This is a genomic window from Streptomyces yamdrokensis (assembly GCF_053890455.1).
The window spans coordinates 5,618,860-5,632,963 of sequence record NZ_CM132679.1 but is presented as its reverse complement, the minus strand read 5'-3'; the positions used below and the strand labels follow the sequence as shown (position 1 = coordinate 5,632,963).

Annotated in this window: 14 protein-coding genes; 1 reads left to right on the top strand and 13 read right to left on the bottom strand. The window is 71.0% G+C overall.

Going from position 1 to position 14,104, the window contains the following annotated elements; translation table 11 throughout:
- Nucleotides 1–61: 61 nt before the first annotated feature.
- From lepB (ACWZEH_RS25135) to ACWZEH_RS25095, 9 genes are all read right to left on the bottom strand, one after another.
- Nucleotides 62–1,054, bottom strand: a complete 993-nt coding sequence (gene lepB, locus ACWZEH_RS25135) for a signal peptidase I (RefSeq protein ID WP_456193367.1) — start codon at nucleotides 1,052–1,054, stop codon at nucleotides 62–64.
- Nucleotides 942–2,036, bottom strand: coding sequence for a signal peptidase I (gene lepB, locus ACWZEH_RS25130; protein WP_456193366.1), 1,095 nt, complete (start codon nucleotides 2,034–2,036; stop codon nucleotides 942–944). Before lepB (ACWZEH_RS25130) ends, lepB (ACWZEH_RS25135) begins: the two co-directional genes overlap by 113 nt.
- On the bottom strand, nucleotides 2,029–2,778 hold the full coding sequence (lepB, locus tag ACWZEH_RS25125) for a signal peptidase I (RefSeq protein ID WP_456193365.1): 750 nt from the start codon (nucleotides 2,776–2,778) through the stop codon (nucleotides 2,029–2,031). The genes lepB (ACWZEH_RS25130) and lepB (ACWZEH_RS25125) overlap by 8 nt, the downstream gene beginning before the upstream one ends.
- Before the next feature lie 45 nt (nucleotides 2,779–2,823).
- Complete coding sequence (rplS, locus tag ACWZEH_RS25120; protein WP_042168098.1) at nucleotides 2,824–3,174, bottom strand: 50S ribosomal protein L19; 351 nt, start codon at nucleotides 3,172–3,174, stop codon at nucleotides 2,824–2,826.
- A 131-nt stretch (nucleotides 3,175–3,305) separates the two neighbouring features.
- The gene (gene trmD, locus ACWZEH_RS25115; protein ID WP_456193364.1) at nucleotides 3,306–4,139 is read right to left on the bottom strand and encodes a tRNA (guanosine(37)-N1)-methyltransferase TrmD; all 834 of its coding nucleotides are present in this window, start codon (nucleotides 4,137–4,139) and stop codon (nucleotides 3,306–3,308) included.
- Nucleotides 4,139–4,696 (bottom strand): ribosome maturation factor RimM, encoded by a 558-nt coding sequence (rimM, locus tag ACWZEH_RS25110; protein ID WP_456193363.1) that lies wholly within the window; start codon nucleotides 4,694–4,696, stop codon nucleotides 4,139–4,141. Before rimM ends, trmD begins: the two co-directional genes overlap by 1 nt.
- 81 nt (nucleotides 4,697–4,777) lie before the next feature.
- Nucleotides 4,778–5,017: an RNA-binding protein gene (locus ACWZEH_RS25105; RefSeq protein ID WP_042168092.1), complete on the bottom strand. Its 240-nt coding sequence runs from the start codon at nucleotides 5,015–5,017 to the stop codon at nucleotides 4,778–4,780.
- A gap of 2 nt (nucleotides 5,018–5,019) precedes the next feature.
- Nucleotides 5,020–5,448: a 30S ribosomal protein S16 gene (rpsP, locus tag ACWZEH_RS25100; protein ID WP_456193362.1), complete on the bottom strand. Its 429-nt coding sequence runs from the start codon at nucleotides 5,446–5,448 to the stop codon at nucleotides 5,020–5,022.
- A gap of 298 nt (nucleotides 5,449–5,746) precedes the next feature.
- Nucleotides 5,747–6,349: a hypothetical protein gene (locus ACWZEH_RS25095; RefSeq protein WP_456193361.1), complete on the bottom strand. Its 603-nt coding sequence runs from the start codon at nucleotides 6,347–6,349 to the stop codon at nucleotides 5,747–5,749.
- Between the two features lie 606 nt (nucleotides 6,350–6,955).
- Here ACWZEH_RS25095 and ACWZEH_RS25090 point away from each other — a divergent pair.
- On the top strand, nucleotides 6,956–7,825 hold the full coding sequence (locus ACWZEH_RS25090) for a methyltransferase (RefSeq protein ID WP_456193360.1): 870 nt from the start codon (nucleotides 6,956–6,958) through the stop codon (nucleotides 7,823–7,825).
- Nucleotides 7,826–7,931: 106 nt separating this feature from the next.
- On the opposite strand, the gene ffh is transcribed toward ACWZEH_RS25090, so the two are convergent.
- The 4 genes from ffh to ACWZEH_RS25070 all read right to left on the bottom strand — a co-directional run bounded on the left by ffh (nucleotide 7,932) and on the right by ACWZEH_RS25070 (nucleotide 13,878).
- Complete coding sequence (gene ffh, locus ACWZEH_RS25085; RefSeq protein ID WP_456193359.1) at nucleotides 7,932–9,482, bottom strand: signal recognition particle protein; 1,551 nt, start codon at nucleotides 9,480–9,482, stop codon at nucleotides 7,932–7,934.
- Nucleotides 9,483–9,702: 220 nt separating this feature from the next.
- Entirely contained in the window at nucleotides 9,703–12,174 is a 2,472-nt protein-coding gene (locus ACWZEH_RS25080) for a [protein-PII] uridylyltransferase (protein ID WP_456193358.1), read from the bottom strand.
- A gap of 28 nt (nucleotides 12,175–12,202) precedes the next feature.
- Nucleotides 12,203–12,541: a P-II family nitrogen regulator gene (locus tag ACWZEH_RS25075; RefSeq protein ID WP_456193357.1), complete on the bottom strand. Its 339-nt coding sequence runs from the start codon at nucleotides 12,539–12,541 to the stop codon at nucleotides 12,203–12,205.
- Nucleotides 12,538–13,878, bottom strand: a complete 1,341-nt coding sequence (locus tag ACWZEH_RS25070) for an ammonium transporter (protein WP_456193356.1) — start codon at nucleotides 13,876–13,878, stop codon at nucleotides 12,538–12,540. The genes ACWZEH_RS25075 and ACWZEH_RS25070 overlap by 4 nt, the downstream gene beginning before the upstream one ends.
- Nucleotides 13,879–14,104 lie beyond the last annotated feature (226 nt).

Below are 14,104 nucleotides of genomic sequence, written 5' to 3'. Positions count from 1 at the left end.
GCACCCTACCCGGCAGTACCGGAGCGGGTCAGCCCCTCCTTCGGGCGGCCGCCCGCAGCGCTCAGGCCTTGGGCCCGTTCTCGCGGCGGCGGTCCCACCCGCGCCGCCACAGCACCAGCGGCACCGCGCCCACGAGCGCGAGCCCCTGGGGCGCCACCGTCAGCGCCGCGGATGCCGATGCCTGCGTGTCCAGCGCCGGCTGGTCGAAGGTGTCCGGGACCTCGAGCATGTCCCAGCGGCCGACCGGCCAGGCGATGACGACGGCACGGCCGACGACCTCACTCACCGGAACCATGCCGTCGTTCTTGTCGGCCCGGTTGTAGCGCGAGTCCCGGGAGTTCTGCCGGTGGTCGCCCATGACCCAGATCCTGCCGTCGGGAACCTCGACCTTGAACTGGCCGCCCTGGTCGTCCTGGCTGCACGGGGTGTTGCCCGGGTAGACGTAGTCCGCCTCGTTCAGGGCGACGCCGTTGACCGTCAGCGGGCCGGTTCCCTTGCACTCGACGACGTCGCCGCCGACCCCGACGACCCGCTTGATCAGGTCCTTCTCCTCAGCGGACGGCATCAGGCCGATCCAGCTGAGGAACGTCTGCAACACGTTGGGTTCGGGCGTGGGCTCGCCCGCCAGCCAGTTGTCCGGGTCGTGGAAGACCACGACCTCGCCGCGCTCGGGCTCGGAGCCGAACCAGGGGGTGAGCTTGTCGACCAGGACGCGGTCCCCCTGTTGAAGGGTGTTCTGCATCGAGTCCGACGGAATGGAGAACGCCTGCAGCAGGAACGTCTTGATCAGCAGCGCCAGAACCAGGGCGATACCGACCAGGATGGGCAGCTCCTTCCAGAAGGAGCGTGGCTTCTTCTGTTCGCGGGGCGGCTCGTCCGGCCCCCGGCCACCGCGCTCCGACCGGTCTTCCGCCACTCTTTCCTCTCCTGCCGCCGGGGAGTCACTCCCGGAGGTCGCGGCGCCGCTCCCGACCGGGACGTAGGGTCCCGCGGGGCGCCCGCGGTGCTCCTCGCCGTCGGCTCCGGACCGTGCGCCAACCGCCACATCCCCCACGCCAGCTCCTCACTCTGTGCCGCCGCCTGCCCCATACGCGGCGCAGGCCCACCACTCCCATAACGAGCGGGAGTTCCGCAGGGCTCGGGAGCTGGATCATTCCGTTCGAATCATCCGGGGCAACCCTATGCGACAGCTGGGCGGCAGCGGTCGACCCGGGCGTCGAGTCCGACACGGAGGCGTAGGTCGTCGGTTCGTCCAGCGTGTTCCAGTGACCGAACGGCCAGGCGATGACCACGGCCCGTCCCACCACCTGTTCCTCGGAGACGGTGCCGCCGTAGTCGGTGTCCTGGTGAGCCCGGGAGTCGGCGGAGTTGGACCGGTGGTCGCCCATCACCCACAGCCGCCCCTGGGGCACGGTGACGTCGAACGGCGTGGTGGACGGGGCGTTCCCGGGGAAGAGGTAGTCACTCTCCTCCAGAGGCACGCCGTTGACGGTGACCCGCCCCTGTGTGTCACAGCACTGGACCTGGTCACCGCCGACCCCCACGACCCGCTTGATGAGGTCCTTCTCGTTCTCCGAGGGCAGCAGGCCGATGAAGGTGAGTCCGGTCTTGACCTGCTTGATGCCGACCGGGTCCTCCTCCTGGGGGGTGGGCTGCTCGTCCTGCAGCCAGCCGCCGGGGTCCTTGAAGACGACGACGTCCCCGCGCTGCGGCTTGGAGCCGAACCACGGGGTCAGCTTGTCCACCAGGACACGGTCGCCGACCTGGATGGTCTGCTCCATGGAGCCGGACGGGATGACGAAGGCCTGGACGAGGAACGTCTTCAGCACCAGCGCTATCAGGAGGGCGACTCCGATGAGCAGCGGTACCTCCTTGACCGCGCCCTGCCGGCGGCGCCGTTTGACCTTCCGCTGGAGCTTGCGCCGGTCGGCCCGGCTGCGGCCGCTCGCCGCGCTCACCGCGCGGCGGGCGCCGGTGGGCAGCAGGTTGTCCGCGGCGCTCGCCGGGACGCCGCGGGGTTTGCCGCGGTTACCCATGGGCCCCCTCCCCCGGGTGCTCCGCGTCCGCCTGCGCCGTCGGCTCCGGGGCCGGCACGCGCGCGTAGGCATCGGGGCGGTGCAACCGGGTGGCGCGGCCGAAGGGCTGGACGATCCAGTCGGCGCGGCCGATCACCCTGCTCACCGGGATCATGCCGCCACCGGGCGAACCGAGACGGTCACGGGAGTCGCTGGAGGCCCCGCGGTGGTCCCCGAGGACGAACAGGCGTCCCTCGGGAACGACGAGGTCGAAGGGCACCGTGGAGGCGCTCTCGCCGGGGAACAGGAATCCCGACTCGTCGACCGACCGGCCGTTCACCCGGATCCTCCCCTCCTTGTCGCAGCAGACCACGTGGTCCCCACCCACCCCGGCAACGCGCTTGATGTAGTCGGCGTCCCCGAAATACCCGGTGCCGTCGAACACAACCACGTCGCCGCGCCGCGGTCCGGCACCGAAACGGTATGCCAACTTGAGTACGAGAACGCGGTCTCCGGCCCTCAACGAGGGTTCCATCGATCCGCTGGGGATCTGGAACGGCCGGGCCACGAAGGTGCCCAGCGCCGGCAGGAGCAGCACGAGGAGCAGGGCCGCGGTGATCCGCCCCCCGGGAAGCCGTCCCAGGAGGTGCCCTGCCAACGAGGAACGCGACCGCCCCTCCGGGCCCGGGGCCCCCGAGGTGTCCTCGGGTCCGGCCGGGTGGGAGGAGCGGTCGCGCTCCGTCGGCTGTGCTTCGGTGTCCATCGAGGCCAGATGTTATCCGGCCCCGCGCTCACCTCGGAAAAGCGCTCAGTTCTCGCGCTTCTCCTTGATCTTCGCGGCCTTGCCGCGCAGCTCACGCAGGTAGTACAGCTTGGCGCGGCGGACGTCGCCCCTGGTGACGAGCTCGATCTTCTCGACGATCGGGGTGTGCACCGGGAAGGTGCGCTCGACGCCGACGGAGAAGGAGACCTTGCGGACCGTGAAGGTCTCGCGCACGCCGGCACCCTGGCGGCGGATCACGACGCCCTTGAACTGCTGCACACGGGAGCGGCTGCCCTCGATGACGCGCACGTGGACGTTGACGGTGTCGCCGGGGCGGAAGCCCGGGACGTCGTCGCGCAGCGACGCGGAGTCGACGGAGTCGAGCAGGTGAGACATTTCGTCTGCTTTCTTCGCTGATGCCGCAGGTCATCAGCGGCGATAGAAGTTCGGATCGGGGTGTGCGGTTCGAAGCGGGCGTCATGTCCCCCTGCGGCAGGGGCGCACGCCGGACGACGCACAACAGCGGCCTATTGTTCCACGCCGCCGGTCCTGCGCCAAAATCTGCCGTACGGCTCCCCTGCCGGGTCCGGCTCCCAGCCCAGGATGGAGAGCATCTCCCGGTCCTTCTTGTCGAAGGCCTCGGGCCCGCAGCGCTCGATGAGGTCGGGCCGGTTGGCCGTGGTGCGCCTCAGGGCCTCGTCGCGCCGCCAGCGGGCGATCTTCCCGTGGTGGCCGCTGAGCAGCACCTCGGGGACTCCCCGGCCGCGCCAGACCGGTGGCTTGGTGAGGACGGGGCCTTCCAGGAGGCCTGCCATGGCGCCCGGGGCGAAGGAGTCGTCCCGGTGGGACTCGGCGTTGCCCAGGACACCGGGCAGCAGCCGGGCCACTGCCTCGGTGACGACGAGGACGGCCGCCTCGCCGCCGGCCAGGACGTAGTCGCCGATGGAGACCTCGTACACCGGCATGCGGGTCGCGTACTCGTCGACGACGCGCCGGTCGATTCCCTCGTAGCGGGCCGGTGTGAAGATCAGCCAGGGGCGCTCGGAGAGGCGGACGGCGAGTTCCTGGGTGAAGGGGCGGCCGCTGGGGGTGGGGACGATCAGGGCGGGCGCGTGCGCGCCGGTCTCGTAACCGTCCGCCAGGATCTCGTCGAGAGCCCCGCCCCACGGCTCGGTCTTCATGACCATGCCGGGGCCGCCGCCGTACGGGGTGTCGTCGACGGTGTTGTGCCGGTCACGGGTCCAGGAACGGAGGTCGTGCACCTGGACGTCCAGCTGTCCACGCGCGCGCGCCTTGCCGACGAGGGAGACGTTCAGCGGTTCGAGGTACTCGGGGAAGATGGTGACGACGTCGAGCCGCATCACGCCTCGTCCCGCGAGGAGGCGCTGTGTCCGTCAGCGACTTCGTCCCGGTCGTCGATGAGACCCGGCGGCGGGTCGATGACCGCGCGCTGTTCCTCGAGGTCGATCCCGGTGACGATCTGCTCCACGAACGGCACGAGCACCTCGCTGCCGTCGGGCCGCTCCACCACGAAGAGGTCCTGCGTCGGCAGATGGGAGATCTCGGTGATCCGGCCCACCGGCTGCCCGTCCCGGGTGACGACGTCGAGGTCGATCAGCTGGTGGTCGTAGTACTCGTCCTCGTCCTCGGGCCGCTCGTCCGGATCGACCTCGGCGATGAGGAGGGTGTTGCGCAGCGCTTCGGCGCCGGTGCGGTCACGGACGCCCTCGAAGCGCAGCAGGAGCCGGCCGCTGTGCACCCGGCCGGTCTCGATGGTGAGCGGTCCGGCGGAGGCCGGATCGGTGGCCAGGACTGCACCGGGTCCGAGCCTCAGTTCCGGCTCGTCGGTGCGGACCTCCACGGTGACCTCGCCCTTGACGCCGTGGGCACGGCCGATGCGAGCGACTACCAACTGCACTGTGCTTGTTCTCCTGTCGTACGACGACGGGCCGGGGACGGCCCTGAGGCCCTCCCCGGCCCGAGCCGGTTGCGCTGAGCGTCAGCGGACGTGGTCCACGTCGACGAGGTCGACCCGGACACCGCGGCCGCCGATGGCGCCCACGACGGTGCGCAGAGCGCGTGCGGTGCGGCCGTTGCGGCCGATCACCTTGCCGAGGTCGTCCGGGTGGACCCGGACCTCGAGCACACGCCCGCGGCGCAGGTCGCGCGAGGCGACCTGCACATCGTCAGGATGGTCGACGATGCCCTTCACGAGGTGCTCGAGAGCGTCCTCGAGCATGCTCAGGCCTCGGTCGACGCAGACGAAGAGGACTCGGCCGGGGCCTCGTCCTTCTTCTCAGCCTTCTTCTTCTGAGTGATGGCCTCACCCTTGCCCTCGTCCTCGCCGCCGAGCGCCTCGAACGACGGGCGGGCGGACTGCTCGGCCTGCTGCAGCAGCGGAGCCGGGGCGGGCTCGCCCTTGAACTTCTGCCAGTCGCCGGTCTTCTTCAGAATGGCGAGCACGGGCTCGGTCGGCTGGGCGCCGACACCGAGCCAGTACGCCACACGCTCAGCGTCGACCTCCATCACCGACGGGTTGTACGTCGGGTGGTACTTGCCGATCTCCTCGATGGCCCGGCCGTCACGGCGGGTACGGGAGTCGGCGACGACGATGCGGTAGTGAGGCGAACGGATCTTGCCCAGACGCTTCAGCTTGATCTTGACTGCCACGGGAGTGGGTTCTCCTGGATTTTGACGTGGTTGGGCACGGCGAGACGGCCGCGTGGGGTTGCGGTACCCGAGTGCCCGATGGACGCGTCAGCCGGAGGAGAGAGGGTTCCTGTGCGACTGTCGAGTACAGCTAGCCATTGTGCCACACCCCGCGGGGCACCCGGGACCGTGGGGGCACCGCGGGCCGTCGCACCGGGGCACACCTCGCCGGCACCCGGCGCGACTGCCGTGCATGCGCGCGTGGACGACATCCACGCGTCTGACGTGCGTCCGACACCCACGAGATGCCGGGTCACCGTCAGCTCGCGGCCGCTGCCACCCCCTCGGGGATCCGGAACGGCTTGCCGCAGCCGCCGCAGACGATGGGGGCCTGCGCCAGGACCGACGGGACGACGCGCACATTGCGGCCGCAGTCGCAGACGGCTTTGACGCGCACACCACCGCCGGACGAGCCGTGCCGTGCCGCCGGACCACGGAAGCTGCGGGCGGTGTCGCCCGCGGTCGCGGCGGAGTGCGCCTTCAGGGCTCGCTGGAGGCGCTCGGTCGTCGGACGGTAGCGGCGCTTCGCCTCCGGCGTGAGGGAGACCAGCGAGAAGCCGCTGCTGGGATGCGGCTCGTCGGGGTGGTCCAGGCCCAGTTCCTCTGCGATCGCGAGGAATCTGCGGTTGTGGTAGCGACCCGCGCGGGAAGTGTCGCGTACGCCGCGTGCGGCGGCGACGCCGTGGACCGCCTCGTGCAGCAGTCGCTCGAAGGAGAGCTCGTGACCGCACGCGGACGACGACTCCCCGATCAGGGACTCGGGCGCGGCAAGATCGGGCAGCTCGGGGTGGTGCCGCTGAATGTCGGCCCACGCCTGCGCCAGTTCTGCGGCGAGTACAGGTGGTGTCTGTGTCGTGCTCACGTAATGACAACGAGCCTGGGTGCCCCTGTGTTCCGATTCCGGGGCATCCCAAATAATTTGCCCTTACCCGTCAGTATGCGCTCATGCGCCCCGACGAGGGCGGGTGCGCTGATCTGCGGAGAAGCCTCGCAGCTCACCTCAAGGTGGTGCGTAGGCTGACGTATACGATCCCCCGGTCCGGCGCGTACACAGCGTCCGTGCGCCGGTGCTCCCGTGGCCCACGAATGCGCAAGGGGCGTTTCGGCCGCCCTCGCGACAGAGCGGTCCCGCACCGGCCCGGTTCCCCGGGCGAGTGCCACGGTCGCGACGTTACCTCCTTTGCCGGCGGCGTCCGACACCGGCCCGCCTCCACCGTCACCGCCTGCTCCGACCCTGTCCGCGATCACCGGTTTGCGGACCTTGGCCGGAACCATCCGGTCTCCCCCGGATTACCGGAATGTGAATTCTTGCCACTGGCACGAGCGACTCCCAAGCCGCCGCCCCGTTCCACTGGACGCCGGGGCGAGGGCGGAGTTTCCTGGCATGACGGGGGTACTAAGAGCGCGCCGCGCGGGGGCGAGGCGATCGGGCGGCGCGGGAACTCTCGGCTGATTGGGGCGCTCACCTATGACACCTACGCTCGTGCGGCAGCACCTTCCTCGCACAGGGCACGGCCCGCGCGTGGACCGGCGGGCACGCGCGCGTGACTGGTCCGAGATACAGGAGAGGATGCTCGTACCGCTCTACGAGGCCGTCTACGAGCGATTGGACGTGGGCTTTGGGACACGGCTGCTCGGCCTCGGCTGCGGTTCGGGGCTCGCCCTGCTGATGGCGGCCTCCCGGGGCGCCGCGGTCACCGGCGTCGACACCTCGCCGGACCGGCTGACCCTCGCACGCGAGCGGCTGCTGCCCGCAGGGCGGGACGCGCGCACGCGCGCGGACGCCCGGATCGTGGACGGCTCACCCGAGGACACGGCCGGCACGGACACAGCGGACGGGGACGGCCCCGCGTACACCGTGGTGACCGCCTTCGAACCGATCGGACACCTGGCGGGCGACGCGGAGGGGCTGAGCGAACAGCTCGCCGAGGCGGTCCCGCTCGCCGGTCGCGGAGCGGCCGTGGTGCTCGCCGGCTGGGGCCCGCCGGAGCGCTGCGCCACGGCGTCCGTGCTCAGGGTGGCCACCCGGCTGGCGGAGCCGCTGCGAGGTACGGGCACCTGGCGCCCCGCGCACCGCGACGACCTGGAGGACGTCGCCCGGCGGGCGGGTCTCAGGCCGGACGGCTCGGGGCGGGTGGCCTGCCCCTTCGGATACGCCGACGTGGACAGCGCCGTACGGGGCCTGCTGTCGACGGGGCTGTTCGACCCGGCGGTCACGGCGACGGACCAGGTACAGGTGGACAAGGAACTCGCCGAGGCACTGCATCCGTACGAGCGGCAGGACAGGACCGTGTGGATGCCGAACGTCTTCCGGTACCTGATCGCCCGCACACCCTGACCCCGCGGCTCCCACGGCTCCGCCCGCCCGAGGCCGATACGGGACGGGGGCGCCCCGGCAAGGGGTGCCCCCGTGACACAGCCGGGCGAACGGCCCGAACCGTTCGTCAGCCCATGAACTTCTTGAACTCGTCCGGCAGTTCGAAGTCCTTGCCGCCCTGCTGCGGCAGCCCGAAGGCGTTGCCCCCCTCGGCCGCGGCGGCGCGGCGCTGGGCCTCCTCTTCCTCCTGCTGCTTGCGCTTCATCGGGTTGCCGGAGCGCTGCTTGCCCTTGGCCTGCTTCTGCTTCTTCTTCGTCCGGCCGGGACCGCCGCCCATGCCCGGCATCCCGGGCATCCCCGGCATGCCACCGCCCTGGGCCATGCGGGACATCATCTTGCGGGCCTCGAAAAACCGCTCCACAAGGGACTTCACGGCGCTGACCTCGACGCCGGAGCCCTTGGCGATACGGGCGCGGCGGGAGCCGTTGATGATCGACGCGTCCTGACGCTCGGCCGGGGTCATCGACTTGATGATCGCGGCCGTGCGGTCGACGTCCCGCTCGTCGAGGTTGTTGATCTGGTCCTTGATCTGCCCCATGCCGGGCAGCATGCCGAGCAGCTTGGAGATGCTGCCCATCTTCCTGACCTGCTCCATCTGGGCCAGGAAGTCGTCCAGGGTGAAGTCCTGGCCCTTCTTCGACGCCAGCTTGGAGGCCATTTTCTCGGCCTCGTCCTGGCTGAACGTCTTCTCCGCCTGCTCGATCAGGGTGAGCAGGTCACCCATGTCGAGGATGCGGGAGGCCATCCGGTCGGGGTGGAAGGCGTCGAACTCGTCGAGCTTCTCACCGTTCGACGCGAACATGATCGGCTTGCCGGTCACCGAGGCGATCGACAGGGCCGCACCACCGCGGGCGTCACCGTCGAGCTTGGAGAGCACCACGCCGTCGAAGCCGACGCCGTCGCGGAAGGCCTCGGCGGTGTTGACGGCGTCCTGGCCGATCATCGCGTCGACGACGAACAGGATTTCATCAGGATGGACGACGTCCCTGATGTCCGCGGCCTGCTGCATCATCTCCTGGTCGATACCCAGGCGGCCGGCGGTGTCCACGATGACGATGTCGTGGACCTTGGACTTGGCGAACTCGATCGAGTCCTTGGCGACCTTCACCGGGTCGCCCACGCCGTTGCCCGGCTCGGGCGCGTAGACGGCGACACCGGCGCGCTCGGCGACGACGCTGAGCTGGTTGACGGCGTTGGGACGCTGGAGGTCGCAGGCGACCAGGAGCGGTGAGTGGCCCTGTGCCTTGAGCCAGTGGCCGAGCTTGCCCGCGAGGGTGGTCTTACCGGCACCCTGCAGACCGGCGAGCATGATCACGGTCGGCGGCTGCTTGGCGAACCGCAGACGACGGGTCTCGCCGCCGAGAATGGCGGTCAGTTCGTCATTGACGATCTTGACGAACTGTTGTGCGGGGTTGAGGGCCTTGGAGACCTCGGCGCCGAGCGCCCGCTCCTTGACGCTCTTGATGAACGCCCGGACGACCGGCAGGGCCACGTCCGCCTCGAGGAGGGCGATACGGATGTCGCGCGCCGTGGCGTCGATGTCCGCTTCGCTCAGCCGGCCTTTTCCGCGGAGGTTTTTGAAGGTCAGGCTGAGGCGGTCGGAGAGAGTATCGAACACGGCGGCGTCGGTCCTCGGAGTCGGGGGCGGAGCTGGGCTGCCCTCCAGGGTATCCGGCCCGGCAGGCAAATCGCCCCCGCCCGCTGCAGTCAGTGGACGGGGACGGACCCTCGCGTCGACGGGGAGGGGCTGGACACCCTCTCCGAACGGTTGCCGGTCGCCGGATCACCCCCGCGTCAGCGGGGAGCACATCCGGTAAACACATGACATGACCGAAAGGTCACGCCCGCAAAACCTCCTCCAGTTTCCCCGCGAGCGCCTCCGCCTCTCCACCCGGCAAAGGCACACCCAGCGCTTGCGTCACGTAGAAGGCGTCGACCGCGTTCGCGCCCAGCGTGCTCGCATGCGCGCTCCGCACCCGCACCCCCGCGTCCTCCAGTGCCCGCCCGATCCGGAACAGCAGCCCCGGTGCGTCCTGCGCGCGGACCTCGATCACCGTGGCCAGACGGGACGCGGCCGGGGCGACCGTCACCCGGGCCGGGGGTGGGACCACCCCCCGGCGGCGCGGGTAGGCGGCGTCGCGTTCGGCGAGGCGGCCGGCGATGTTCAGGGTGCCGTCCAGGGCCCGGACGAGGTCGGCGCGCAGGCGGGCGGCCTGGGGCAGCGAGCCGTACTCGGCGGCGACCCGCCAGTCGAGCAGCAGGACGGAGCCCTCGACGCCCTCCGGCAGGTCGAGGGTGCGCAGTTCGGCGGTGCGGACGGTCAGGCGGTGCAGGGCCAGCACCCCGGCGACCGCGGGGAGCACGCCCGCCTGGTCGGGTACCGCGATCAGCAGCTCCACGCCGAGGGGTTCCGGCTCGCCCGCCCGCTCCGGTCCGGCCGGTGTCTCCGTCTGCGGCCCGGCCGGCGGTTCGGCCTGGGCGCGCAGGGACAGCACCGGGCCGCCGGTGGCGATCGCCTCGAGGGCGAGCCGTTCCTGCTCGGCGGTGGGCGCGGTGGCCCCGGGTTCTTCCGGCGGGTCCCCGGCGAGGAGCGCCGAGACGCGTTTGACCAGGTCGGCGACGAGTGAGGCGCGCCAGGACGACCAGGCCGCCGGTCCGGTGGCCAGCGCGTCCGCCTCGGTCAGGGCGTGCAGCAGTTCCAGGGTGCCCTGGGTGCCGACCGCGTCGGCGACCGCGCGCACCGTGGCCGGGTCGTCGAGGTCGCGGCGGGTGGCCGTCTCGACGAGCAGCAGGTGGTGGCGTACGAGAGTGGCGAGGACGCCCGCGTCGGCGCGGTCGAAGCCGATCCGCGCGGCCATGTCCGAGGCGATGGTCTCGCCGGCCACGGAGTGGTCGCCGGGCCAGCCCTTGCCGATGTCGTGCAGCAGCGCGGCGACCAGGAGCAGGTCGGGGCGGTGCACGCGCCGGGTGAAGGCGGAGGCGCGGACCGCCGTCTCAATGAGGTGCCGGTCGACGGTCCACAGGTGCACGGCGTTGCGCTGCGGGCGGCAGCGGACCCGCTCCCAGTCCGGCAGCAGCCGTGTGATCAGGCCTTCCGCCTCCAGTGCTTCCCAGACGTCGACGGTGGGGCGGCCGGAGCCGAGCAGGGTCACCAGTTGTTCGCGGGCCTCGGCGGGCCAGGGGGTGGGCAGCGGACGCACCGTGGCGGCGAGGCGCCGGACGGCGTGGAGCGACAGCGGGAGTCCCGCCTGCGCTGCGGCGGCCGCGGCGCGCAGGGGGAGCACGGGGTCGCGTTCGGGGCGGGCTGCGCGGGCGAGGACCGCCTCGCCGTCCTGCTCGACGACGCCCTCGGCGAGCGGCGAGCGCTCGGCGTTCTGCTTTCCGCCGCCGAGTATGGCGCGCAGCCGCGGTCGCACGGCCCGGGAGCGCAGTACCCGGCCGACTTCGCGCCAGGTGACGTCACCGGCGTACGCGATGCCCCGGGCGTCCTCGTACACCTGGCGCAGCAGGGTGTCGGCGTCGAGCAGGCCGAGTTCGGCGGCGACCTGGTCCTGTTCCTGGAGGGCGAGCCGGTCGGTGGCACGGCCGGTCGTCAGGTGCAGCGCGTCCCGTACGTCGAGGAGCCGGCGGCGGGCGTCGGCGAGGCCTTCCCGCGGGGCGTCGGCGAGCCAGGAGGCGGCGACGGCACGGAGGACGGTGGCGTCGCGCAGCCCGCCGCGGGCCTCCTTGAGGTCGGGTTCCAGGAGGTACTGCAGCTCGCCGTGGCGTTCGGCGCGTTCGGCGCAGAGTTCCTGGAGTTCGGGTAGGCGTTTGGGTGCCTGGTTGCGCCAGTCGGCCAGGAGGGTGGTGCGCAGAGCGGCGGTGAGGCCGAGGTCTCCGGCGATGTGCCGGGCGTCCAGGAGGCCCAGCTGGACCTTGAGGTCCTCGCCGGCGGTGCGGCGGGCCTCGGCCGGGGTGCGTACGGAGTGGTCGAGGGCGATGCCGAGGTCCCAGACGGGGTACCAGAGCCGGTCGGCGAGGGCGGCGACGGCCTTGGGGTCGCTGCCGTCGTGCAGCAGGAGCAGGTCGAGGTCGCTGCGCGGGGACAGTTCGCCGCGCCCGTAGCCGCCGACCGCGATCAGGGAGGCACCGCGCAACCGTTCGGTCCCCGCGGTGAACAGTGCGGTGAGCCAGTCGTCCGTGAGCCGGGCGAGGGCGGCACGGCGCGGCGGCCCGGACCGCGTCCCCTCGGTGAGGAGGCGCAGCCGGGCCGCCGCGTAGCCGCTGGGTCCCGAGTCCTGTGTCTCGTTGTGTGTGTCGGTGCTCGTCACCCGGCGACTCCTGTTCCGTCGGTCTTCCTCAGAGCGCTTCCGGGCCGCGCTCGCCGGTCCGGACCCTTACGGCCGTGTCGACCGGGATCGACCAGACCTTGCCGTCACCGATCTTGCCGGTGCGGGCCGCCTTGACGACGACGTCGATGAGCTGTTCGGCGTCGTCGTCCTCGGCCAGCACCTCGATGCGGATCTTGGGGACCAGGTCGACGGTGTACTCGGCACCGCGGTAGACCTCGGTGTGGCCGCGCTGGCGGCCGTAGCCGCTGGCCTCGGTGACCGTCAGGCCGTGTACCCCGAAGGCCTGCAGGGCCTCCTTGATCTCGTCGAGCCGGTGCGGCTTGACGACGGCGGTGATGAGCTTCATGCGTCCACCTTCTTGCTCTCGGCCCGGGCTGCGGGCGGGGTGGCGGTGCTGCGGCCGGCGCCGCCGCCGGCACCGCTGTAGTCGTACGCGGTCTCGGCGTGCTCGACCTGGTCGATGCCGGCCACCTCGTCGTCCTCGGAGACTCGCATACCCATCGTCTTGTCGAGGAGGAGGGCGAGGACCGCGGAGACGACCAGGGAGTAGGCGAGGACACCGAAGACACCGGCGCACTGCTTCCAGAACTGGTCGAGGCCGCCGCCGTAGAAGAGGCCCTCGACCTCGGACTGGCCCTTGCCGCTGGCGAAGAAGCCGACGAGGAGGGAGCCGAGGATGCCGCCGACGAGGTGGACGCCGACGACGTCCAGGGAGTCGTCGTAGCCGAACTTGTACTTCAGACCGACGGCCATGGCGCACAGCACACCGGCGATGGCGCCGACGGCGATCGCGCCGAGCGGGGTGACCGCTCCGCCGGCCGGGGTGATGGCGACGAGGCCCGAGACCGCGCCGGAGGCGGCACCGAGCGTGGTGAAGGCACCGTGGCGGATCTTCTCGTAGGCGAGCCAGCCGAGTACTGCGGCGGCGGTGGCGACCTGGGTGTTGACGAACATCAGCGCGCCGACGCCGTCGTCGTTGCCGAGCCAGGAACCGGCGTTGAAGCCGAACCAGCCGAACCACAGCAGCGCGGCGCCGAGCATGACCAGCGGCAGGCTGTGCGGGCGCATCGGGTCCTTCTTGAAGCCGACCCGCTTGCCGATCACCAGGATGACACCGAGTGCGGCGGCACCCGCGTTGATGTGGACGGCCGTACCGCCGGCGAAGTCGATGACGCCCAGCTCGAAGGCCCAGCCCCCGGAGCCCCAGACCCAGTGCGCGACCGGGAAGTAGACGATGGTGGCCCACAGGGCGACGAACAGCGCCCACGCGGTGAACTTCACGCGGTCCGCGAGCGCGCCGCTGATCAGGGCGGGCGTGAGGACGGCGAACATCAGCTGGAAGACCAGGAAAACGAAGACGGGGATGGTGTAACCGTCCCAGAGTTCGGTCAGGCCGATGTCGCTGAGGCCGACCCAGTCGGAGTTCCAGCCGACGAGACCGGCGGAGTCGGTGCCGAACGCCATGGAGAAGCCGTACAGCACCCACAGGACGGTGACGATTCCCAGGCTGATGAAGCTCATCATCAGCATGTTCAGGGTGCTCTTGACCCGGACCATGCCTCCGTAGAAGAAGGCCAGGCCTGGCGTCATGAGCATCACCAGAGCGGAACAGATGAGCATGAACCCTGTGTTGGCGGCAGAGAGCGTGGGCGCTTCTGCGGCAAGGGTGATGGCTGGTGCCATCGGCGTCTCCTCGTCGTTGGTACGGCCCCGTGCGGGCGAAGCCTGAGCGGGTTGTGAGGGGCGGGCCGGTTCTGCGCCAAGAGATTCGCGCAGCGCCGTTTCGGTGGAGGCCCCTCGCTGTTTCGCCGCCGTGACGAAGGCACCCGGCGTGTTACGCGTCGATGAACTGCCGGATGCGGTGAGCGCCGATCGTTATCGTGGCGCAATCTTCGCCACAGGACACCGC